Consider the following 23,403-nt stretch of genomic DNA (forward strand, 5'->3'; position numbering starts at 1 on the left):
AATTCACAATATGTAGGGATATTCGTATTATTTATTAGTTTGCATAGGAGTTCTTATAATCTTCCCCGGAAACAATCTTAGCAAAATCTTTTTCTATAGATTCCCTTGGATACTCTACAAATCGATTTACTTCTTTTCCATCTTTAAAAAAGATTACTGTTGGAACCCTGTTCAAATCAAATTCTTTTTCAATGTTATCTGTAGTGGTTTTTTGTCTATTCACTCCATAAAATGTAAGCTTGGACATGTTATAACCAGCTTCATCCAGGATCTTGAAAACCTTTGGGGTTTCCCTTCTACTATCAGGGCACCAAGTTCCCATAAAAGCAACTATTTCATAATCTGAAATGTGCTTTTTGATTGTAGCCATTGCTTCTGCAGATGGAGCGTACTCATTATATCCTTCATTGTACCATTTTGAAAATGATTCTTGAGCCAAATCTGCTTTATCAAATTCACCAATTAACATTCCTTGTTGCATATTAGATTTTGTCCCTACAGCCATTTCCGAAGAACTGCTGGCTGTAGAAGATGTAGTTGTATTTGTAGCATCGCTATTTGTTGTTTTATTGGTATTGCCACAACTAGCTAAAAATGTGAATGCTAAAAGGTATAAACTAATTTTCATATTATTATGGTTGAATTAAATTAAAGGTTCTTGGGTCATTAACTCCGGTTTGGTTATTCCCATTAATTTAAGTATAGTCGGTGCTATATCCCCTAAATTACCATTTTTTATGGATTTTATATCATTGTCCACCAATATTACGGGAACTGGACTAACAGTATGGGATGTATTTGGCGATCCATCGGCGTTCATCATCACTTCACAATTCCCATGATCTGCAAGTAACAAAATACTATAGTCATTTTCAATAGCGGTTTCTACTACTTTTTGTGCGCATTCATCTACAACTTCACAAGCTTTTATTGCAGCTTCCATAACCCCGGTATGGCCTACCATATCTGGATTTGCGAAATTTAGACATATAAAATCTGTTTTTTGAGATTTGAGCTCCGGAATTATTTTATCCCGAATTTCATAAGCACTCATTTCTGGCTGCAGATCGTAGGTAGCAACTTTTGGGGAATTGCACATGATGCGCTTTTCGCCCTTAAATGGTTTTTCCCGTCCACCAGAAAAGAAGAAGGTAACGTGGGGGTATTTCTCTGTTTCGGCAATCCTAATTTGAGTTTTGCCCATATATTCCAAAACTTCCCCTAATGTGGTCTTGATATTCTCTTTTTTAAAGACAATATTTATATTGGAAAATTGATCATCGTATTTAGTAAGGGTTACATAATATAACGGCATTTTTTTCATGGAAAACTGGGGCATATCCTCTTGGGACAACACCTGGGTTAATTGACGACCCCTATCTGTTCTAAAATTGAAGAATATTACAACGTCATCATTTTTTAGGGTAGCCACCGGTTGCCCAGATTCATTTGTGAGCACTATGGGCCCGATGAATTCGTCTGTAATCCCATTTTTATAGCTTTCTGAAATTGCTGCAACAGCATTGGTGGTTTTGTTTCCTTTTCCAGATACAATAAGATCATAGGCTTTCTGGACCCGTTCCCAACGTTTGTCCCTATCCATTGCAAAATACCTTCCAATAACCGAAGCCAATTTGCTATTTGTTTTAGCTAAATGTTCTTCAATTTCAGCAATAAAATTTACGCCAGATTTAGGGTCTACATCACGACCATCTGTAAAAGCATGTACATATTTTTCTTTCACGCCAAATTCTTCCGCAGCGCTTAACAATCCTTTTAAATGATTGATATGGGAGTGCACCCCACCATCACTTAACAATCCCATAAAATGAATTGGCTTGTTGTGTTTTACGGCATAATCAAAGGCCTGCTCTAAAACAGGCTCCCTAATAAGGCTATTGTTGTGAACAGCTAAATTGATCTTTGCAAGGTCCTGATAGACGATTCTTCCCGCACCCAAGTTCATATGGCCAACCTCGCTATTCCCCATTTGCCCTTCCGGCAAGCCTACATTCATTCCATGGGTGAGCAGTTGAGCATTGGGATATTTTGCCAAAAGGCTGTCGATAAATGGAGTATTTGCCTTGGAGATAGCAGAGACATTAGGATCTTGGGTAATGCCCCAGCCATCCAAGATCATTAGAATTACTTTCTTGTTCATTAGTTACTTATAAGCATGTAAAGATATAAACTATATGTAGGCTTGTTAAAATACTCTTATTAATATTTTATTAAAAATTGATATGTATATCCGTTTTTTGTCTTAATAGTTCTTTCGTCACCCTGAAACCAGTAAAAAAAATACCTAGCGTAGGAAATTGACATGGTTAAAAATCACCTCGAATGTAGCCTGTTGAAAGATGTCAGAGCCCTTCTAGGTTGGGAATACATAAAAAAGGATGTCATTCTGAAGGAAACGCAGGGGGCCGAAGAATCTCAATAAAACAGAATCAATTTAACTAGAGATCCCTCCTAGCGTCGGGATGACAAAGTATTCAAATACGTCAATGGTAATTTATTTCAGGGTCTCCATATTGCATTCATTTACATTGTAATGAGATTCTGAAACTCCCGAACTGTCGGGACAGAATGACGTCCTTTTTTAGTTTAGGATACTTTACGGACAAACAAATCTACTTTAATAGAAGAGATCAAAAAAGCATATATTAAAATGTTGAAATGTTAAATTTTGTGATTCTAATATTTTCTTAAATTTTTCCTAACAATTATAAAATATTATTGAAATTCTTTCGTTAGATTACTCGTTACCTCTATTTAATAGAGAAATAAATGCCCTGAAAATTAATAAATTAGAAGATTTAGTCGTCAAAAAGTAATTAAAACACGATAAATGGTAGAATCTAATTTTATTTTTGTATGTTGGCACACTATTTGGAAAAAATTAACAATTCTTTAAAATTTTTATTTTTTTATGACGTACAAAATCTTAACCGTAATTACTTTGCTTACTTTTTCCTTTGCTTTCACCACTACAGATAGCCTTGAGTCGGCTAATATTGTGGACGAGCCGATCGCTTTGTTGGAAACAACCAAAGTGAACTTAACCGTGGAAGAAGATATAAATAGGGTATATACAGATTTTGTGGAAAATAATACCAGCGTTCCAGATTTGGAGAGTTTTAAAAATGGCATGATGGGATATTCTAAATTATCTGATGAAAATGCATTTGAAAAGAAGATCCTTACAATTATAGATTTCACTTTGTCCTCCACCAAAAAAAGAATGTGGGTTTTAGACATGACCAATAATAAAGTGTTGTTCAACACAGTTGTTGCGCATGGTAAAAATACTGGGAGCGAATTTGCTACGAAGTTCTCCAATAAGGTAAATTCCCTACAGAGTTCTTTAGGTTTTTATGTTACAGGAGAAACATATTATGGCAAAAATGGCTATTCCATGTTTATAGATGGAATGGAAAAACAATTCAATTCCAAAGCACGAGAACGTTACGTTGTGGTCCACGGTGCCAATTATGCAAATCCTTCTTTTATAAAAAATTTAGGAAGACTAGGTAGAAGCTATGGCTGTCCAGCTTTGCCAACAGCACTGAATAATGATATTATAGATGTTATCAAAAACAAGTCGGTTATTTATATTCACTCTGCGGACAAGACTTATTTAAAAAATTCTGAAATGATCAAGGCTTAGAAGGCTTATTTAATTCTGATATAATTTTTTCATCATAATTGTAGATATCTTCTGTAAATCTAGGTCTTCCATTTTCTGTCCAAGCGGTCCAGTATAAATGATGAACCTGTACTTGTTGTTTCATCTTAACTTCCTTTTGTTTTCCTTTTTCAAGGATATCATTAATCTTTTCTGGAGTATATTCTGATTGATCACTTAAAAGATATTCAGCAAGATCCAATGCATTCTCGACCCTAATACATCCAGAACTTTGCGCCCTGGAGTTACGTGCAAAAAGGGATTTTGAAGGCGTATCGTGCAAATAGATCAAATGTTTATTTGGATATATGATTTTTACTTTGCCTAACGGGTTGGAACTGCCTGGTTTTTGCCTGTAGGTTAGGGATTTTACTTTATTGCTGTTCCAATCTACTGTGCTAGGATCCAATAAGTCTCCGTTGGAACTATAAACGTCTATGTTTTTTCGGGTCAAATAAGTTGAATCTTTTCTTGCCCCGGGAATTACATCCTTGGCTTTTATAGTTGGAGGGATCGTCCAATTGGGGTTAAAGACGGTGTATTTTATTTCTTCTGAAAAAATAGGTGTTTTTCGCGAATCGGTTCCCACCATTGTTTTATGACTTCTTATATTTTCATTGTTCTTAACCACCTCTAAGTGATAATTGGCAATATTCACAAGGAGATAATGCGCTCCTAAATCCCTGGGATACCAACGCCAACGCTCTAGATTGGCTAGAATCTGGTTGTACCGATCTCTATAACCTATATTCAACAATTTAATAGTGCTGTTCCCTATAATACCATCAGATAGTAAACCATTTTCCAGTTGGATTTGCTTAATAGCATCTTGCACAGGTTGGGAATGATCGTAAGTAAAAGGATCTATATCTTTTAAATATCCCAAAACCATCAACCGGAATTTGATTTTTGGTAATCGGATATCCTGCATTCCCGGTTTTATCATTTCGCCACCTGGTATCTCCTTGAATTCATCGGTGTCTTTCATTTTCTCTTTATATTCTTTTAAAGAGACCATGAGTTGGTTATAGATGGGGTGCTTAGGTCTTACCTTATCAAGGGCAGTTTCCAAATCATTATCAGAAATTGCATTTTTCAGGAGGGAGGTAAGATTTGCCTGGTTTTTTGGAATATCAAAGACCTCATGAATTTTTTGAGGATCGGTTTTACCATTAAGAAGGTGAGAACTGAATTTGAAAAAAGCCTCGGTAAGCAAAATATCGTACTTGCTTTTTTCTTCCTTAGTTAATGAGCTTATGCTCGTTTCTAATGTTGCAATTTCTTCCCCATGATAATCTTCAAAATAAAGACCTTCTGTTTCTCCCTTTTTAAGGATTTCAATGAAACCTTTTCTTAGTTCAGGATTGCTCCATGCTGGGGAATAATCCCTTTCAGTATAAAATTTCTTTACCGAGTCACTTAGGAAGAAATCCTCATTTTTGGCATTAGTAAGAATATTTGAAATCTCATTTTTAGATCCTAACGAAGCATTTTTGGAAGTTTCTTCGGAAGCCTCGAATTTATCAGTATGGTTATTCCCGTTTTTACAACTATAAATTCCGAATACGAGCAGTACGCCAAGAAGAAACACTTTTTTAATAACTGGATCTAGGATTTTTAACAGATTCATTTTGCTATTTATTCTTGCTTTCAAGATGCTTAAGCATCACGATATGCTCACAAACCCCGGGAACTTCAAATTTTTGCCCAAAACTTTCGTAGCCATGTTTTTTATAAAAATCTATGGCGGTAACCCGGGCATTAAACCATAAAAATGGCTCTTTAACCTCTTGTTTTATTTTAGATTCGCCTTCTTTTAAAAGCAGCGTGCCCAAGCCCTGTCCTTTATGTTCAGGGAGAATTGCCATTCCCCTTAATTGAAACTGGGCAATAGGTTCAAAAAAGGGGTTGCTGTTTTTCATAAAACTGGCAACCCCAATTATTTTTTCGTCCTTAAATATACCCAAGTGAAATGTTCCTGGGGAATCATCCCCCGAGAAATAACATTCTTTAACTGGTCTTCCCGGCCTCAAAACTTCATTCCTTATCGCGTAGGTAGTGCTCGCAGAAATTAGTCGGACAGTGAAAGTAGCACGCATGTTAATGATTTAATTTGCCAATACGTCCCTATATTCTTTATGTTCATCGAATTTAACTTCAGCAAAAGGGCAAAGGGGATCAATTTTATAATTGTTCTCTCTAGCGTATGCTATACTTCTTTCCAAAAGCATAGAGGCCAATCCATTTCCTTCCAATTCGGATCGTGTTTCAGTATGGTCTATTACCAAAACGCCATTATCTTTTTTTGTATAGGTAAGCTCGGATGTTATTCCTTTGTCATCTTCCATATAGAACATACCTCTAGTATGGTTCTCTTTGTGTTTTATTTCCTTGTTCATAATTTATGGTTTATATACACCATCTACAATGCCATAAGCAATAGACTCATCGGCATCCATCCAATAATCACGGTTGAAATCTTTAAGTACTTTTTCGATTTTTTGACCACAATTTTCAGAAAGGATCTTTGCGCTGATGTCTTTTATCTTTATAATTTCGGCAGCTTGAATTTCTATGTTGGAAGCCTGTCCGCGTGCACCGCCACTTGGCTGATGGATCATTACTTTAGCCAACGGCTGTATGAACCTTCTTCCTTTGGTGCCTCCGGAAAGCAAGATAGATCCCATCGATGCTGCCAATCCACTACAAATAGTGGAAATTGGACTCCTAAGCGATTTCATCGTATCATAAACTGCAAATCCATCGGTTACAAAACCCCCTGGGCTATTAATGAAAAATTGAATTTCTTTATCTGAAATGGCATCCAAATAAAGCAATCTATCTATTACGTGCTTAGCAGATTTGCCATCTACTTGTCCCCACATAAATACCTTTCGTTGCTCTATGAATTTTTCGTCTATAAGGTCTTGGATTTTTCCAGGTTTATTTTTCATGAGTATTTTATTCTGATTTATAATTCTAGCTAAAATTATGACTAATTTCGCAGAAAACCGTAGGATGGAATTATCAATTAACAAGATTTTAAAGAAAGATATGGATCTGGTTGTTCCACTTATTATGGAACTGTCTGAATATCAAACAGAAGAATCTTTATTGAAATCCCGATTGGGGGAAATGTTCGATCAAAATTATGAGTGCTTTGCCATTTATTTAAAGGAAGAACTTATAGGCACGTTTGGTCTTTGGTTCATGACGCGCCATTATGCCGGTAAATCTTGTGAAGCAGATCACGTTTTTATTAAGTCTGAATATCAAAATCAAGGTTTTGGAAAAGAAATATTCGAATATATTTTTGAATATGCTAAAGGGAAAGGGTGTGAGATGCAAGAGTTAAACTCTTACGTTCAGAACTTTAAGTCCCATAAATTTTATATGAATTTAGACTATGTGATCAAGGGCTATCATTTTTTAAAAAAGCTATAATTTTTTTTGGAAGTTGAAAAGTTTAAGGATTATATTTGTACGGTCTTGCGAAAGTAGCTCAGTTGGTAGAGCGTCAGCCTTCCAAGCTGAATGTCGCCGGTTCGAACCCGGTCTTTCGCTCAAAAACCTTCCTTATTTAGGGAGGTTTTTTCATTTTAATCCAGTTGCTATTTGGAGTTGTAATATAGGGTGAGAAGCCTGTCCTGAGCGTAGTCGAAGGGAACCCGGTCTTTCGCTCTAAAACCTCCCTTAACCAGGGAGGTTTTTTTATTTATAAACACTAGGGATTCTTCCATCCGTTTCACTACTTTCAGAATGACATATTTAGAGACTTGTCATTCCGACGAAGGAGGAATCTGATTCAAAAAAGTATATTTCTAAAGCTTATTACTTTTTTAAAAAAGTTCTAAAAAATGGAAAAGCCGGTAAGCGTGGTGAGTTTTTCCAAGGCAGCCATTCCCAGCTCAGAGTTTCCTTTAGGATTTAAAAGTGGGCTCCAAACAGCAACAGAATATTGGGAAGGATGAATAGCAACAATGCCTCCACCAACACCACTTTTTCCCGGTAAGCCGACTTCAAAACTGAATTCTCCGGCTTCATCATAAAATCCGCAGGTTTGCATTAAAGCATTTATACGTTTTACTCGTTTTTTAGATATAATTTTTTCTTCAGTCCCTAATATTTTCCCTTCGTTAGCGAAGATCATAAAAGCTTTTGCCAGTTCTTCGCAGGACATTGCTAACGAGCATTGATGGAAATAGAAATCGAGTATAGGTTCTACATCGTTTTTTATATTCCCTAAAGCCTTCATGTAATTTGCCAATCCGTAATTTCTATAGCCTGTAGATTTTTCAGATTCCGCAACCTTCAGGTCGTAATTTATTTCATTGTTCCCGGTGAGTTTCCTTACAAACTCTAAAAGGTCTTTTTTTGGATCTTTTAAATTCGAGACCAAAACATCAGCAATTACTAAAGCTCCAGCATTAATAAATGGATTTCTAGGGATTCCTTGTTCATACTCCAATTGAGTCAAGGAATTAAATGGGTCTCCAGAGGGTTCTACATCAACTCGTTCCCATAAAGATTCCCCCAAGAGCTGCATTGCCATGGTTAAGGTGAAAACTTTGGAAATACTCTGGATAGAAAATTTTTCTTGACTGTCCCCAAACGAATAATGTTCAGAATCCCTACAATACAAATGCATCCCGAATTTTTTGGGATCTACTTTTGCCAGTTCAGGAATATACGCTGCAACCTTACCAATTGCGTTAGGATAGCTAATTTCTTCATGAATCGTATTGAGTATTTTTTGATAATCCATATTATATAATTTCCGAAAGATTGCTATTAGAAACTAGTTCCATTGGCTCTTTACCCACTGTAAATATCCTTGCTGAAGGGGTGCCTCTTAAAATGATGTTTTCATCTTTAATTTCCAACCAGCTTCCTTCCCTTAAGCCAATAACCGGTTGTGTGTTTAACGTGTGAAATTCCTTGATTCGGGTTTCACGGGTTTCGCCCTTATGTTTTGAGTTTAGGTCTGGATCTAAATAATGCGGATTTATATTAAAAGGCACCACTCCCAACGTTTTAAAACTCGGTGGGTAAATTATTGGCATGTCATTGGTGGTTTGCATTGTAAGTCCTCCAATATTGGTTCCTGCACTGCTGCCAAGATAAGGAGTGCCCTCCAAGATTTGTTCTCGCAAAGGCATCATTAAATTGTTTCTATGTAATTTATCTACCAACAAAAAAGTATTTCCGCCGCCTGTAAATACCCCTTGAGCTTCTCTTAAAGCCTGCTCTTTATTTTCAAATTCATGAAGCCCTTTTACATTTATAGATATGGTTTTTAAGACCTTTTTTACACTACCGGTATATTCATCATGGGTGATTCCACCCGGTCTGGCAAAGGGAATAAAAACTATTTCGGCGCAATTCTTGAAGAGTTTTGCAATTTCTGGTAATAAATAGGATAGGTAATTTTGTCCGTGCAAGGTGGAAGTGCTTGCTAATATGGCATTTTTCATTCACGAATTTTTGTAAATTTAGGAATTGTGATGCTTTAACCAAAGTTTAAGTAAACCTTGTTATATTTATTTCGTCTTAAATTGTTTCTTTAAACAAAATTTATTTTATGAAAAAGCTTGCCTACTTACTAGTTGTGTTCTTTACTGTGCAATTTACTTATGCGCAATCCAATGATAGGATAAGGATAAGCGGCTCTATAGAAGTTCCTGTGGGAGAGGATCCCCAAGGAATAAGTATTTTTAATATCAATTCTCAGGAAGGCACCATTTCCAATGCTGAAGGTAAGTTCGCTATTTCTGTTACACAAAGTGATACGATAAAGGTTTTTGCTGTTCAATTCCAGGAATTTACAGTGGTGATAGATAAAAGGGTACTGGAAACAAAAAAAATGAATATCTATGTGAGCGAACTTGTAAACAGGCTTCCTGAAGTACTGGTTTCTCCCTATGATCTTTCTGGACAGTTGAATGCCGATGTGGAAAATCTGGAAGTGATACAGATGCCGGTAAATATGGAGGTTGGAATTCCCGAAGGAGAATTTGCAAACGTCGAAAATGTCGTGGATTTCGGGAAAGCTCCTAAAAATCAAGCCTTGGCTTTTAGTCAGACAAGACTCGTAAACGGACTCAATTTTGTGAATTTGTTCAAGTCATTATTGATATCAAATAAAAAAAATGACATCTCAAATCCGTATACAAAATCTTATGAATCGATAGACAATGAGCTTCGGGATTTATATAATGATGAATTCTTTAAAGAATACTTCAAAATAGAACTCGAAAACATTCCAGATTTTATTTTATATGCAGATAGAAATGGTTTGGATGAAGAAATGCTAAGAAAAGGTAATGAATTGGATCTTATAGATTTCTTGATGGAGCAGAGCAAGAAATATAAAAAGCAATTGAGCAAAAATTAACTGACCATTCGTAAGAATTATGATAAAAGAAACTTATTTAAAAGTAATAGCCCTACTCTTATTTATTGTTTCGCCTTCGTTTGCACAAGAAAACACCCAGCTTAAGGGTACTATTTCTGCACCTTTTTTAGAAGAGGCTTCTGTTCATATTATAAATTCCACTCAAAAAACAGGAACGGTGAATTCAGGTTCTGGCTCGTTTCAAATTTTAGTAAAAGAAAATGATGAACTATTGTTTTCTTCGGTTCAGTATAAAAATATCACTTTAGTTATTACTTCAGAGATGATGAAAAAGGGGATTTTAGAGGTGGTGTTGCAAGAAGATCTTAATGTTTTGGATGAAGTGAATATAAGCAACATAAGTCTTTCAGGAAATATTAGTACAGACCTTCAAAAGATGAAGGTTTTAGATGATCTTCCTCTAAATTATGGTCTAAGTGATATTAAAAATATGCGTTTTGAAGCAGATATTAATGATTCTCAAGAAGCTCCATTGAATAGGGCATTTTTAACCAATGAAGTAATCAAGCCTGGCGGAGTTAATTTTTTAGCACTCCCTGGTGCCATAATGGCTGTTTTAGGTATCGAAGAAAAACATCAAACACGGATTTATAGTGGGTCAAGAAGAACTTCTAGTGAGCAGTTAAAGGATCTGTTTCAACAAGATTTTTTTATTAATACGCTAGAACTTAAAGAAAGTGACATCGATGCATTTATTTATTATGCAGATGATCAAGGATTAAGTAATCTTCTTAAAAATTCTAATAAATTAGTTTTAATTGAATTTTTGATGGATCAGAGCAAGAATTATAGGAGGGAGTTGGATAAAAATTAATTACTTAATAATAAATATGAAAAAAGAAACTTATTTAAAAGTAATCACCCTACTATTAGTTACTGTTTCCCCTTTGTTTGCCCAAGAAAGCACCCAGCTTAAGGGAACTATATCTGCACCTTATCTTGAAGAAGCTTCCGTACACATTATAAATTCTACTCAAAAAACAGGAACGGTGAATTCAGGTTCTGGCTCGTTTCAGATCTTGGTGAGAGAAAATGATGAACTATTATTTTCCTCAATTCAATATAAAAACGTTACTGTCCTAATTACTCCAGAAATCATTAAAAAAGGGGTTTTGGATGTGGTTTTGGTAGAAGACCTAAATGTTCTGGATGAAGTAAATATCAGCAATATCAATCTTTCAGGAAACATCAATACAGATATCGCTCAGATCCCAATTGTACGGGATATGCCGGTAAACATTAAGTTTGGAGATATAAAAAACATGAGATTCGAATCGGATATCAACGATCCACAATCGGCACCCTTAAATCTAGCATTAGGCCAGCGCCCGGGACTGCCGGGTGCCGATATTCTAGGTCTTATTGGTTTAATATTTAGTCCTATTCTTCCTGACAGTAAACCAGCAGAAATTAAATTAGACTTGAATAAGTATAAGAACAACAGTGATATTATTGCCCAGCTACGTGAATTGTTCGACGAGAAATTCTTTACTGAAACCTTGGCGATTAAAAAGGATTTTATAGATGAGTTCATTTATTATGCAAATGATAATGGATTGGGACTGATCTTGGTGAAAAGGCAGAACAAACTCGCTTTAGTCGAATTCTTGATCGAGCAGAGCAAAATCTATAATTTAGAAAAATTGGATTAAGAGAGCGAGAATAGAAGGGGCCGATTTTTTTTTTTTTTTGGAACGTTTTTTGAACATTTTAATTTTACTTGAAAACATCTAAATAAACCTCGAAATAAAAGTATTTTCGATTTTTCTTTAATATCTATGAAAATTAAATTAGCCCTGGTCCTTCTTTTTATTGGCTTTTCTTCATTTAAGACCAATCATAAATTTTATGTGAGTGTTACAGAAATTGAATACAATGAGAAAGCTGAAAGCCTTCAAATAATTTCCCGCGTTTTTATAGACGATCTGGAAGATCTCCTTCAAACCAGATATGATAAATCTATTCGTTTAGGGAAATCCAATGAAAGTACTGAAGTTCACGACTACATCAAAAAATACCTGAATAAGAAAATTGAAGTTCAGCTGGATGGAAAGTCTGTGGAGGTCAATTATCTTGGGAAAGAATATGAGGATGATATGGTACTGCTTTATTTGGAAATTTCAAAAGTGTCTTCGTTTAAAAAGATCGGGTTAAAAAATGCACTTTTAACAGATATGTTCAGTGAGCAAAAAAATCTGGTGCATGTTACCTATAAAGGTTCTACAAAAAGTTTGATCCTCAATAAAGCTAAACAAGAAGATGTGTTAAATTTTAGCGATTGAATTGTGAGGCACCAATTAATACTTATTTTTAGCAACATTAAAATCAACAAATAACAAATGAGAAAATTTAAATCTGCCATGTTGGTGTTTTTCTTGGTTCTTTCTACAGGAATGTATGCTCAGGAAACTGAAGCTCCCAAGGAAGAAGTAAAGGAAATGGGCCATACAAATCAAAATCAATTTAGGCAACTTTATGAGGAGTTTTCAACTCCCAATCAATATAGGACTGCTTCAGGGGCGCCAGGTGCTGCTTATTATCAGAATCAGGCGGACTATAAAATGGATATTGAGTTGGATGATAAAACTCAAAAACTTACCGGGGTAGAAACTATAACTTACCACAATAATTCCCCAGACGATTTAGAATATTTATGGGTGCAGCTGGATCAGAATATCCGTTCTAAAAATTCTGTAGCTATAGAGAAGAATGGGAGCGGGATAGCTCCTGTAAGTCAGCCGGGAACTTTTGCAAATCAGTTTTTGGACGAACCTTTCGATGGTGGTTTCAATATAGAATCTGTTACCAAAGATGGGAAAGCCCTTGCGCACACTATTAACTTCACGATGATGCGTGTAGACTTGCCACAGCCGTTAAAAGCTGGGGAAAGCACTTCCTTTTCTATCAAATGGTGGTACAACGTTAACAACCATGTTACAGATAGGGCCAGATCTGGATACGAGCATTTTCCCAAAGATGGGAACAATGTTTATGTAATTGCTCAATTCTTTCCGAGAATGGCAGTTTACAATGACGTAGAAGGATGGCAAAATATGCAGTTCTGGGGCAATGGTGAATTCGCGCTTCCTTTTGGAAATTACGAAGTGAATATTACCGTTCCTGCAGATCACATCTTAGATGGAACTGGGGAAATTCAGAATAGAAAAGACGTTTATACCAAAGAGATGATGAAAAGGTATGAGCAAGCTAAAAAATCGTATGATAAGCCTGTAATTATTGTTACCCAAGCTGAAGCAGAAGCTGCTGAAAAGCAATTTTCAGACAAGAAGAAAACATGGAAGCTTAAGGCTACTATGGTAAGGGATTTTGCATTTTCTACCTCAAGAAAATTTGTAGTGGATATGATGAATGTAGATGTTATGGGGAAAGATGTAATGGCTGTTTCTATGTACCCTAAAGAAGGAAACCCTTTGTGGGAAGAATATTCTACAAGGGCTGTAGCTACAACCTTAACATCTTATTCTAAACACACTTTTCAATATCCATATCATAAAGCAATTTCTGTCCACGCAAAGAATCAAGGGATGGAATATCCAATGATTTGTTGGAATTACGGACGTCCGGAAGAGGATGGTACTTATAGTGACCGAGTGAAATTTGGGATGATAAGTGTCATTATCCATGAGGTTGGACACAACTTTTTTCCAATGATCGTAAATTCAGATGAGCGCCAGTGGGGATGGATGGATGAAGGTTTAGATACTTTTATGCAATATTTAGCTGAACAAGATTTTGGAAAACAATATCCTTTGGCTATTTCTCCAGAATCTGCTTATCCATCTAGAAGAGGGATACCGTCTAAGATCGTTCCTTACATGAAAGGAGATCAAAAATATATTGCACCTATCATGTCCAATCCTGAGAACGTGTTCCAATTAGGAAACAATGCTTATGGAAAGCCTGCAACAGCGCTTAATATTTTGAGGGAAACGGTAATGGGTCACGAGCTTTTTGACTTTTCTTTTAAAACCTATGCGCAACGTTGGATGTTCAAGCACCCAACTCCAGAAGATTTCTTTAGAACAATGGAAGACGCTTCTGGCGTAGACCTGGATTGGTTCTGGAGAGGTTGGTTCTACGGTACAGACTATGTAGATATAGGAGTTAAAAATGTTAAGAAATATTTTGTTACAGATAAGGCTACCAAAGAAGGATTGGCAATGTTGGAACGTTATGGGGTTACAGATCCAGATAGCATGAATTTAGTGTATGTAGTTGAAGAAGGTGGCGAAGGCTTTTCTGAAGACATGAAATCTAAAAATGCCTTGGAAAATGCTCCACAATTGAACGAATACTTGATGGACAACTTTACTGCTGAAGAGCGTGCAAAAATGAAGTCTCCTATGTATTTCTACGAGATCACTTTTGATAAGCCGGGTGGATTGGTGATGCCTTTGATAGTTGAATATACCTATGCAGATGGAACCACTAAAAATGTGACATATCCAGTACAAGTTTGGAGAAAGAATGATACTGAAGTTAGTAAAGCAATAGCAAGCGATAAGGAAATTACTAAAGTAGTGGTAGATCCCAACATGGAAACTGCCGATGTGAACTTGGATAACAACAGCTGGCCTCAAGAAGCTAAAGAGAGCAAATTTGAACAGTTTAAGAAAGAAGCTGGAGAGTAATTTTTCAGGAATATAATTCTAAAGATTCCCCGACGGCTCTGCCTCAGGGTTTCCGATTCACCTCTCCTTCGGAGAGGTCGGAACTGCCTTTTTGGGAGTTTCGGGTGAGGCAAAACAAAAAATTTCGTTTTCAAGAGATTTTTTATTTAAGCCGACTTTAACGAGTCGGCTTCTTTTTTTAATATATATTGTGATTATCTTTGTTGCCTATGATAACACTTCCATTATTTATAAGTGGTGCCGAAATTGGCTTTATAATATTTATATTAGTCATGGTTTTTGGTGCCGATAAAATACCGGATATCGCTAGAGGTCTTGGTAAAGGCATGCGCACACTGCGTAATGCATCCAACGACATTAAAAGTGAAATCACCAAGAGCGCCGAAAAGCAAGGTATTAGTAAAGATGTCTCTTTAGATGTTCAAAATGAAATCAGCAAAATAAAAGAGGATATAGACGAAATTACAGGATCGGTAAAACGTAGGTTTTAATGCTGGAGCATTTAAATAAATGGGATAGGGAACTTTTTGTTTATTTAAACAGTCTGGGAATTGAAGAATACGATAGCTTTTGGATCTTCGTAACCAACATAAAGCATTGGATCCCTCTTTATCTTCTGTTTTTCATTCTATTTTTTGTTGCCTTTCATAAAAAGAAGGCACTTTTTAATTCTGCTTTCTTATTATCCTCCTTTCTTACCACCTTGGCGTTCACTAATTTTGTGAAAGGTTTAGCTGGAAGGCTCAGGCCAAATAACGATCCTGAGTTGTTGGATCTAATTAGAATTTTACAAACTCCCGAAAATTACAGCTTCTTTTCCGGTCATGCATCATCTTCTTTTGTAGTAACAACCTTTGTGGTCTTGAGCTTACGGGAAAAGTATAAATGGATTTATATTTTTTATATATGGCCAATCATTTTTATAATGAGCAGGGTATATGTTGGAGTCCACTATCCATTGGATCTTATAGTGGGAGCTATTGTTGGAATAGTGTTTGGATTTATCTTTTACAAATTATATCTCGTATCGGGAAAAAGGTTCTATTAAGCTTTCTTTCGGCTTAAGCTTAAGCCATCCCTTATAGGAAGCATGATGGTTTCCAATCGAGCATCTGTTGCTACCATTTTATTGTATGCCAAAAGGGCTTTGGTAGATTCATCATCTTCCTTTAAACTTTCTACAACCTTTCCGCTCCAAAGCACATTATCTGTTAGCAAGATCCCTCCAGGGTTTAATTTGTCAATAATTAAGTCGAAATATGCGGGATAATTGGGCTTATCTGCATCCATAAAAACAAGGTCAAATTTAATGTCCAATGTTGGTAGAATAAGTAAAGCTTCCCCTAAATGCTGATGGATTTTAGCACTATAACCAGATAGTTTAAAATATTTATTCTGAATTGTTTGTAATTCCTCGTTCACGTCTAAAGTGTGCAGTGTTCCGTTTTCTTTTAATCCTTCGGCCAAACAAATCGCAGAATAGCCAGTAAAGGTTCCCAGTTCCAGTATTGTTGTAGGGCCAATAATTTTGGAAAGGATGCTTAACAGCCTGCCTTGATAATGCCCGCTGAGCATTCTTGGTTGAAGCACTTTTTGATAAGTTTCCCTGGTTAATTGAGCCAAAATATCAGGCTCGGCCTGAGTGTGTGAAACGGTATAAGACTCTATTGCTTCGGGAAGAAAATGCATGTTGGTATGTTTTTTCAGCAAATTTAAACATATCTATTTTCCTAGGACCCCTATTAAATAGGAATTGCATTAAAAGTAACTTTTTGTAGCTGATTATTAATAGTATTTTTACGACAAATAAGTACTATGAAATTTGAGAACACCCTAGAGTTTGCAATGAAATTGGATGATGAGGATAAATTGGCTGCCTATAAAAATGAATTTATTTTTCCGAAGGTAAATGGGAAAGAAGTGATCTACTTTACAGGCAATTCTCTAGGACTTCAGCCTAGATCTGCAAAGAAATATGTAGATGAAGTGATGGAGGACTGGGGAAACCTTGCAGTAGAAGGACATTTTTATGCAGATAAACCTTGGTGGGACTATCACGAAAGATTTTCAGCTAAACTGGGAAAAGTAGTGGGAGGAAAGCCAAGTGAAATTACGGTGATGAATACGCTTACCGTAAACCTTCATTTATTAATGGCTACTTTTTATAAGCCCCAAGGAAAACGGTTTAAGATCATTTGTGAAGAAAAAGCCTTTCCCAGCGATCAATATATGATTGCTTCGCAAGTTAAATTTCATGGCTATACAGAAGATGGAGCGGTAGTAAAAATAGAGAAGCGCAAGAACGAGCATTTTTTTAGAACGGAAGATGTACTTGCTAAAATTGAAGAAGTAGGAGAGGAGTGTGCTTTAGTGCTCCTTGGAGGAGTTAATTACTATTCGGGACAGGTCTTGGATATGGAAACCATAACGAAAGCTGGACATGCCATTGGTGCCAAAGTGGGATGGGACCTTGCCCATGCTGCGGGAAATATAGAACTAAAATTACACGACTGGGATGTGGATTTTGCTGCTTGGTGCAGTTATAAATACATGAATTCTGGTCCCGGGAATGCTTCTGGCTGTTTTATCCATGAGAAATACCATGGTAGAAATGATATAACTAGATTAGAAGGTTGGTGGGGCCATAACAAGAAACGTCGTTTTTTAATGGAACCGGAATTTAAGCCAGAGCCTAACGCCCATGCGTGGCAAATTAGCAATGCGCCTATTTTGGCAATGGCTCCATATTTGGCCTCTCTCGAGATGTTTGATGAAGTAGGAATGCCAGCACTTATAGAAAAAAGGAACAAGATTGTGGCTTATCTTGAATTTATCTTACATGAAATTGATAAGGACGTGGATGCCAGCTTCGAAATTATAACACCTTCTAATCAAGAAGAAAGAGGTACTCAATTATCTGTTTTCCTTCATGGTGAAGGGAAAGAGCTTTTCAATTACTTAATGGAAAATGGAGTAATCACAGATTGGCGGGAGCCAAACGTTATTCGCTTGGCTCCGGCACCATTTTACTGCTCTTTTCAAGATATGTACAATTTTGGACAGATGCTTAAGAAGGGTATTCAAAATTTAAACCCTCACTGAGGGTCGAATTTATGTTTCAATAGCCATCGAGAACTCCAAGATTTTTAAAAGTTTAGATCTAATTTAAAATAGTGTTTTGTAATCCCTCATTGAGGGTTTAATTCTCCGCGGCTTGCCTCGAATTTTTTAATAGTATTTTCCTATTCATATCTCGTGGGCTTTCACCGAGGTTCTTGATTAAGACCTCCCTTGCTATGGATTATTTAGGAAGGGATGCTTGAATGTTTTTACTTTTACTTTTATTTCAATTTAATATTTGTAAAATATAGCTGAAAACTGCTATCTGCAGTTTTGTGCATTTTTGCAATTGGAATGCCTTTAAAAGTTTCGTAATCTTCCCAGGTAGTGGTTAATTCCCGACCGGTGGACGAAACATAGGTCCATTCCATGATCATATTATCATCTCCAAAAAAGATGTGGTAAGAATCGCCTGGAGAATATCCGCCTTTACCTTTATAACTAACCGTAAGCATTTTCATTTCTTCATTACTTAAGGGAGCAATTCCTTTTTCATTGTATGTAGCTTCAAAATCGCTCCACATTAATTGATAAGGAAATAAAAGCCAATAAGAATCGTTGATAAATTTTTGATCTGCAGCTAAAGCTTTTTCAGATAAACTATCTCCTTGGATATAACTTATTGTTTCACCTTTTTCAGTCAGCTCTATTTTTTTGGATTTTGGGAACCATTTCCAAGCTCTTTTAGAACGCAACGTGTCGTTTACTTTTACATTGAACATAAAATATACTTCCTCTAGCTCTTTGAATTTCTCTATGCCATTTGCATTGGCAATTTGAGTTGTAATAGGGAGTTCTTCGGGAGTAACTTCAGAAATGCTGTTGTCCGAATTTTTCGTTTTTTCGGCTTTATTTTCACATCCCACTAAAAATGTGAAGAACATGCATAGGACAATAATTCTTTTCATAATTCGAAATTTTTATTAAAAATAGGGATTCTATTTATAACTAAAAATAGCTCATAAAAAAAGCCCTTTGAACTTCAAAGGGCTTTTTAAAATGTATTTCTAGATTATAATCTTCTTCCAGTTAAAAGTTTGTATAAAACAAGTATTACTGCAATTACAATTAAGATGTGGATGATGCTACCTAAATCTGGGAAGGCAAAATATCCGATTAACCATCCTATGATTAATAGTACTACGATAAGCCAAATTAAATCTCTCATATTGTTAGTGGTTTTAGTGCAACAGAGTGTTGCTAATTAATGGTTATTAAAAAAAATATAAAGCATAATTAAAGTTGGATTTCTCGCTGTTTAATACACTCCCATGAAAATAACCGGATTGGTTTTCAATTACGAATTTAGGGAATGCATTAACTAATCTAAGCTATTTTAACGAGTGTTTAACTAATTTATTAAAATTTTTGCGAGTAAGAGAATTTTTTTTAATCCATAAATTATATGATGGTTTTTTCTATAAACCTCTCTAGAATAATTAAATACAAAAGCCTTCCGGAATGCATTTTCCAGCCTTTTTGATATTAAGCTTATAATTTGTAGTCAACCTAACTCTCGTTTTCTGCTTTGTTAATTCTCATTTCAAGTTCTTCTATAACTTCGCTTACGGCATCTATATTATCTGAAGATTTTTGATGTGCATCTTCCATAGCCTTTTCTAGTTTTTTATCTGGATTTTGAAATAGGTCTGTAATTACATGGTTAATTTTATCGATAACACTTTCCTGAGTATGCTTAACATCTTCTAGTTTATTCAAGATTCCCTTTAATTGGTCGATTTTCTCTTGTTTCATTTTTGTTGGTTTTAGATTAATAGCTGTTGAAAATTATTTATTCGTCCACGGTTTCTTCCTTTAATGCTGGATAATCGGTATATCCTTTTGCTCCTGGAGTGTAGAATGTGTCTTCGTCCCATTTGTTTAAATCGGCATTTTTTTCGAACCTAGTAGGAAGATCCGGATTGGAAATGTACAGCTTGGCATACGCTACCAGATCTGCATGGCCATCTTTTATCACCTTGTTTCCTTTTTCTTGATCGAAACCTCCATTGATCATTAAAGTTCCTTGATAAATGGGCCTGTAATGTTTGGCAATTTCTGAAACCAAGAAATCTACTTCAGAAACATCTGTAAATGGTTCAGATAAATGAAGGTAAGCTAAATTATAGGCATTCAATTTTTCCACGATATAATTGAAGGTTGGAATTGTTTCTTCTGTAGCTGTAATTCCGAAAGCTTTGTGTAAAGAAGGGTTTAGCCGAACCCCAATTTTAGTTTCCTCCCAAACTTCATTAACGGCATCTATTACTTCAAAAAAGAATCGTGCCCTATTTTGATAGCTTCCCCCATATTCATCTGTTCGTGTATTTGCATTTTTATTGAAAAATTGATGGATGAGGTATCCGTTGGAAGAGTGGATCTCAACTCCGTCAAAACCTGCTTCCTTGGCATTTTGTGCTGCTTTTTTAAATTCCTGGATGGTTTCCTTGATCTCTGCAAGCGTCATCGCCTTTGGTTCTACGGTATCCTCAAACCCATCTGGGGTATAGGATTTCTCATTGGGATTAACGGCACTTGGTGCCAAAGGTTTGTCTCCATCGTGAAATTTTGGGTGGGACATTCGCCCGCAATGCCATAATTGGATAAATATTTTCCCACCTGCTTCATGAACTGCGGTGGTCACTTTTTTCCAGCCTTCGGTTTGAGCATCGGTATAAATCCCAGGGGTGTTTATATAGCCCATAGCTCTTTCCGAGATCTGGGAGCCTTCAGTAATTATTAATCCTGCCCCGCTTCGTTGTTTGTAATATTCGGCATGTAGCTTTGTGGGAGCATTTTCATTGTTGTCTGCCCTATTTCTTGTCATTGGAGCCATAACGACTCTGTTGTTTAAAGTAATATCTTCTAATTTATATGATTCTAATAATGGTTGATTCTCTTTCATATTGTTTTATTTAAAAAATTAAAGTTACAGGATGTAGGTTCCAACTGCTGTTAAACAAATTGTAAATGGGATGGTTTTTAACGTTATTTTAATGACCTGGGCTGTAGGTATGGAATATTGAACTATTCAATATTGTAAAGAATAGCGACTAAAGATTGCTATATGGACCGCGCATTAGAAAATCAATTGGGAATTAATCTGTATTTTTGAATCATCAATTTTCTATTTTCAACTTAGATAAGCATTTATAAAATACATGTTATCTACCTATAAAAATTAATGCAGAAACCTAAAAATATCGCCATTATTGGCTCCGGGTTAGTTGGTTCTTTACTTGCCATTTATTTAAAAAAAAGAGGTCATAAAGTAACGGTGTTTGATCGTAGGCAGGATGTGAGAAAAGTAGAGTTTTCAGGAAGGTCCATAAACTTGGCGATGTCCAATAGGGGCTGGAGTGCTTTGCGAAAAGTTGGGATAGAAGATGAAATACGAGAAATAGCGTTGCCGTTGGATAAACGTGCGTTGCATGTAAATGAGAAACCCATTTATTTTCAAAAATACGGAAAAGAGGGAGAAGCAATTTATTCCATTTCTCGTGGAGTGCTCAATAGAAAGATGATCGATCTTGCTGAAGAAACAGGAGCTAAATTTAGATTTGAAGAAAAAGTCTGGGATGTGAATTTGGCCGAAGCTAAAATTTATACAGGGGCGTCTGAGAAGGCAGAGTGGCAAGAATATCAATTTGATATGGTTTTTGGAGCCGATGGCGCTTTCTCAAGGGTACGCCATAAAATGCAGCGAAGAAGCAGGTTTAACTATTCCCAAAATTTTATAGATGTTGGTTATAAGGAGCTAAGCATTCCGGCCAATGCAGACGGATCTCATAAATTGGACAATGCCTCTTTTCATATTTGGCCCAGGGGAGAGTTCATGCTTATAGCAATGCCTAATTTGGACGGCAGTTTTACGTGTACGTTATTTATGCCATTTGAAGGAGCCATTTCTTTTGAAAAGATTAAAACCGAGGCCGATGCAGAACAATTTTTTAGTAACTATTTCCCTGATATCAAATCTGATATTTCCAATTTAACCCGGGATTTCTTTAAAAACCCAACCAGTGCAATGGTAACCATGAAATGTTATCCTTGGACTTATTGGGATAAAGTTGCATTGGTTGGCGATTCTGCCCACGCTATAGTTCCTTTTTATGGACAGGGTATGAATGCGGGATTTGAAGATATTTCTGTCCTGGATGAACTTATTGAAAAGCATGAAGACGATTGGGAAATGATATTTAAAGAATACCAAGAAAGTAGAAAGCCTAACACAGATGCCATTGCAGAATTAAGTTACAGGAACTTTGTGGAGATGAGCAGCAAGACTGCAAACCCACAATTTATTCTTCGGAAAAAGATCGAAAAGCATTTTGCCGAAAAATATCCCGAAAAATGGATTCCTTTATATTCCAGGGTCACTTTTTCAGATAAACCTTATGCTGATGCCCTTGCAATAGGGGAGGAGCAACGGGATATTATGGATGAGGTTATGAATATTGAAGGAATAGAAGATAAATGGGAAAGTGTGGAAGTAGATAAACTGATCTTGAAATTACTACAATCTAATTCGGGTAAACCCTAAATAATTGTAGGTTATTTAAGAAATAAAAAACATTAGTGTCCGATTAAAGAGTAAAGATCGCTTCGCTGCTAGATACAAGAATAAAGACTTATTTGTAACTAACTGATAAACAATATGAAATTTAAGTGATTGCTTTTAAAACGAGTTCTAGATAGTATCATAAGCATGCTTTATAAATATACCCGCCTGAACAACATGGTCGGGCAGGATAGCAATTTCCAACAAATGTCAAAATGGGATTTCTGAAATTTTTATCGAACAACCAATAAAACACTATAAAATAGGCTGTTAGGCCTCCTTTTTATTTACAGGATTCCCGATTTATCAATGCGCATTTGGCTTTAGTAATTCAGGAAATTTTTTCTTGAACTTATTATATCTCGGGATAGACACATTTTGAATATAAGGATTCTCCGGGTGTAATTTTTCGTAATTCTGGTGATAATCTTCTCCAATCCAAAATTTTTGGAAAGGCAATATTTCTGCGGCTAACGGCTTGTCATAGCGCTTGGCAACTTCCGCAGAAACCTTATCTATCATATTCTTTTGCTCATTGTTCTGAAAAAAGATGATGGAACGGTATTGGGACCCATTATCTGGTCCTTGGCCATTTACTTGGGTTGGATTTTGTGAACCATAATATACTTTTACAAGTGTTTCAAAACTTACCACTTCCGGATCATAGATCACCTCTACAGCTTCCGCATGACCTGTTTTGCCGGTATTGCTAGCTTCGTAAGTAGGATTTTCGGTATGGCCTCCCGAGTAACCCGAAATAACTTCAGAAACGCCATTAAGGCTTTCGTAAATTGCTTCTACGCACCAAAAACAGCCACTGGCAAAATAAGCCTTGGCCATATTGTCCTGAACCGGCACCTCTACAGGCTCTGCGTTGGCAATCTTTGGATTGGTTGCAGTTTTGGTATTTCCATTTCCGCAAGCCAATAGGACAATTGAAAATGTAATTAATAAAATAGACTTCATA

General features: G+C 36.1%; 25 protein-coding genes and 1 tRNA gene. 12 read left to right on the plus strand and 14 right to left on the minus strand.

The genetic code is table 11. From position 1 onward, the window contains the following. Positions 1-34: 34 nt before the first annotated feature. The gene (locus tag JM83_RS11580; protein WP_144962250.1) at positions 35-628 is read right to left on the minus strand and encodes a thioredoxin family protein; all 594 of its coding nucleotides are present in this window, start codon (positions 626-628) and stop codon (positions 35-37) included. A gap of 15 nt (positions 629-643) precedes the next feature. Next, positions 644-2,161 carry a 2,3-bisphosphoglycerate-independent phosphoglycerate mutase gene (gene gpmI, locus JM83_RS11585; RefSeq protein ID WP_144962252.1) on the minus strand — a complete coding sequence of 506 codons (1,518 nt, stop codon included), beginning with the start codon at positions 2,159-2,161 and terminating at the stop codon, positions 644-646. A gap of 771 nt (positions 2,162-2,932) precedes the next feature. Between gpmI and JM83_RS11590 the strand changes: the two genes are divergently transcribed. Then, positions 2,933-3,670, plus strand: coding sequence for a murein L,D-transpeptidase catalytic domain family protein (locus JM83_RS11590; protein ID WP_144962254.1), 738 nt, complete (start codon positions 2,933-2,935; stop codon positions 3,668-3,670). On the opposite strand, the gene JM83_RS11595 is transcribed toward JM83_RS11590, so the two are convergent. Genes JM83_RS11595 through JM83_RS11610 form a run of 4 tightly spaced genes read right to left on the minus strand, consistent with a single transcriptional unit; the run spans position 3,660 to position 6,642 of the window. Then, complete coding sequence (locus JM83_RS11595) at positions 3,660-5,318, minus strand: murein L,D-transpeptidase (protein ID WP_261376451.1); 1,659 nt, start codon at positions 5,316-5,318, stop codon at positions 3,660-3,662. The two genes, JM83_RS11590 and JM83_RS11595, sit on opposite strands and share 11 nt — an antisense overlap. A 4-nt stretch (positions 5,319-5,322) precedes the next feature. Next, positions 5,323-5,787, minus strand: coding sequence for a GNAT family N-acetyltransferase (locus JM83_RS11600; RefSeq protein WP_144962258.1), 465 nt, complete (start codon positions 5,785-5,787; stop codon positions 5,323-5,325). A gap of 9 nt (positions 5,788-5,796) precedes the next feature. Beyond that, the gene (locus tag JM83_RS11605) at positions 5,797-6,087 is read right to left on the minus strand and encodes a GNAT family N-acetyltransferase (RefSeq protein ID WP_144962260.1); all 291 of its coding nucleotides are present in this window, start codon (positions 6,085-6,087) and stop codon (positions 5,797-5,799) included. A gap of 3 nt (positions 6,088-6,090) precedes the next feature. Beyond that, on the minus strand, positions 6,091-6,642 hold the full coding sequence (locus tag JM83_RS11610) for a ClpP family protease (RefSeq protein ID WP_144962262.1): 552 nt from the start codon (positions 6,640-6,642) through the stop codon (positions 6,091-6,093). Positions 6,643-6,706: 64 nt separating this feature from the next. On the opposite strand from JM83_RS11610, the gene JM83_RS11615 reads away from it, so the two are divergent. Continuing rightward, a complete protein-coding gene (locus tag JM83_RS11615; RefSeq protein WP_261376452.1) occupies positions 6,707-7,132 on the plus strand; it encodes a GNAT family N-acetyltransferase in 426 nt (141 codons plus the stop codon). Between the two features lie 47 nt (positions 7,133-7,179). After that, a tRNA-Gly gene (locus JM83_RS11620) sits at positions 7,180-7,252 on the plus strand. Positions 7,253-7,538: 286 nt separating this feature from the next. Here the strand turns inward: JM83_RS11620 and JM83_RS11625 are convergent. Both JM83_RS11625 and pepE read right to left on the minus strand, forming a co-directional pair. Next, positions 7,539-8,453, minus strand: coding sequence for a glutaminase (locus tag JM83_RS11625; protein WP_144962267.1), 915 nt, complete (start codon positions 8,451-8,453; stop codon positions 7,539-7,541). A gap of 1 nt (position 8,454) precedes the next feature. Further along, on the minus strand, positions 8,455-9,162 hold the full coding sequence (gene pepE, locus JM83_RS11630) for a dipeptidase PepE (RefSeq protein WP_144962269.1): 708 nt from the start codon (positions 9,160-9,162) through the stop codon (positions 8,455-8,457). Positions 9,163-9,269: 107 nt separating this feature from the next. Here pepE and JM83_RS11635 point away from each other — a divergent pair, with 107 nt between their 5' ends. The 7 genes from JM83_RS11635 (at position 9,270) to JM83_RS11665 (ending at position 15,803) form a co-directional block, all read left to right on the plus strand. Continuing rightward, on the plus strand, positions 9,270-10,082 hold the full coding sequence (locus JM83_RS11635) for a hypothetical protein (RefSeq protein ID WP_144962271.1): 813 nt from the start codon (positions 9,270-9,272) through the stop codon (positions 10,080-10,082). A 19-nt stretch (positions 10,083-10,101) separates the two neighbouring features. Next, complete coding sequence (locus JM83_RS11640) at positions 10,102-10,917, plus strand: hypothetical protein (protein WP_144962272.1); 816 nt, start codon at positions 10,102-10,104, stop codon at positions 10,915-10,917. A gap of 16 nt (positions 10,918-10,933) precedes the next feature. Beyond that, positions 10,934-11,755: a hypothetical protein gene (locus JM83_RS11645; RefSeq protein ID WP_144962274.1), complete on the plus strand. Its 822-nt coding sequence runs from the start codon at positions 10,934-10,936 to the stop codon at positions 11,753-11,755. Positions 11,756-11,881: 126 nt separating this feature from the next. Beyond that, the gene (locus tag JM83_RS11650) at positions 11,882-12,385 is read left to right on the plus strand and encodes a DUF6702 family protein (RefSeq protein ID WP_144962276.1); all 504 of its coding nucleotides are present in this window, start codon (positions 11,882-11,884) and stop codon (positions 12,383-12,385) included. A gap of 57 nt (positions 12,386-12,442) precedes the next feature. Beyond that, a complete protein-coding gene (locus tag JM83_RS11655; RefSeq protein WP_144962278.1) occupies positions 12,443-14,755 on the plus strand; it encodes a M1 family metallopeptidase in 2,313 nt (770 codons plus the stop codon). Positions 14,756-14,964: 209 nt separating this feature from the next. Then, positions 14,965-15,246, plus strand: coding sequence for a twin-arginine translocase TatA/TatE family subunit (locus JM83_RS11660; RefSeq protein WP_144962281.1), 282 nt, complete (start codon positions 14,965-14,967; stop codon positions 15,244-15,246). Continuing rightward, a complete protein-coding gene (locus JM83_RS11665) occupies positions 15,246-15,803 on the plus strand; it encodes a phosphatase PAP2 family protein (protein WP_144962282.1) in 558 nt (185 codons plus the stop codon). Before JM83_RS11660 ends, JM83_RS11665 begins: the two co-directional genes overlap by 1 nt. Here the strand turns inward: JM83_RS11665 and JM83_RS11670 are convergent. After that, positions 15,800-16,444 carry an O-methyltransferase gene (locus JM83_RS11670; protein ID WP_144962284.1) on the minus strand — a complete coding sequence of 215 codons (645 nt, stop codon included), beginning with the start codon at positions 16,442-16,444 and terminating at the stop codon, positions 15,800-15,802. The genes JM83_RS11665 and JM83_RS11670 overlap by 4 nt on opposite strands. A gap of 126 nt (positions 16,445-16,570) precedes the next feature. Between JM83_RS11670 and kynU the strand changes: the two genes are divergently transcribed. Next, on the plus strand, positions 16,571-17,857 hold the full coding sequence (gene kynU, locus JM83_RS11675; protein WP_144962286.1) for a kynureninase: 1,287 nt from the start codon (positions 16,571-16,573) through the stop codon (positions 17,855-17,857). A 239-nt stretch (positions 17,858-18,096) separates the two neighbouring features. Here kynU and JM83_RS11680 read toward each other — a convergent pair whose 3' ends face one another. The 4 genes from JM83_RS11680 to JM83_RS11695 form a co-directional block, all read right to left on the minus strand. Then, positions 18,097-18,783, minus strand: a complete 687-nt coding sequence (locus JM83_RS11680) for a hypothetical protein (RefSeq protein ID WP_144962288.1) — start codon at positions 18,781-18,783, stop codon at positions 18,097-18,099. Positions 18,784-18,887: 104 nt separating this feature from the next. After that, on the minus strand, positions 18,888-19,043 hold the full coding sequence (locus JM83_RS11685) for a lmo0937 family membrane protein (RefSeq protein WP_144962290.1): 156 nt from the start codon (positions 19,041-19,043) through the stop codon (positions 18,888-18,890). A gap of 341 nt (positions 19,044-19,384) precedes the next feature. Then, positions 19,385-19,630 carry a hypothetical protein gene (locus JM83_RS11690; RefSeq protein ID WP_144962292.1) on the minus strand — a complete coding sequence of 82 codons (246 nt, stop codon included), beginning with the start codon at positions 19,628-19,630 and terminating at the stop codon, positions 19,385-19,387. Between the two features lie 37 nt (positions 19,631-19,667). Next, positions 19,668-20,780 carry an alkene reductase gene (locus tag JM83_RS11695; RefSeq protein ID WP_144962293.1) on the minus strand — a complete coding sequence of 371 codons (1,113 nt, stop codon included), beginning with the start codon at positions 20,778-20,780 and terminating at the stop codon, positions 19,668-19,670. Between the two features lie 279 nt (positions 20,781-21,059). Between JM83_RS11695 and JM83_RS11700 the strand changes: the two genes are divergently transcribed. Beyond that, on the plus strand, positions 21,060-22,418 hold the full coding sequence (locus tag JM83_RS11700; protein ID WP_144962295.1) for an FAD-dependent oxidoreductase: 1,359 nt from the start codon (positions 21,060-21,062) through the stop codon (positions 22,416-22,418). 324 nt (positions 22,419-22,742) lie between these two features. On the opposite strand, the gene msrA is transcribed toward JM83_RS11700, so the two are convergent. Continuing rightward, complete coding sequence (gene msrA, locus JM83_RS11705; RefSeq protein ID WP_144962297.1) at positions 22,743-23,402, minus strand: peptide-methionine (S)-S-oxide reductase MsrA; 660 nt, start codon at positions 23,400-23,402, stop codon at positions 22,743-22,745. Between the last annotated feature and the right edge of the window lies 1 nt (position 23,403).

The organism is Gillisia sp. Hel_I_86, from assembly GCF_007827275.1.
Classification (GTDB): domain Bacteria; phylum Bacteroidota; class Bacteroidia; order Flavobacteriales; family Flavobacteriaceae; genus Gillisia.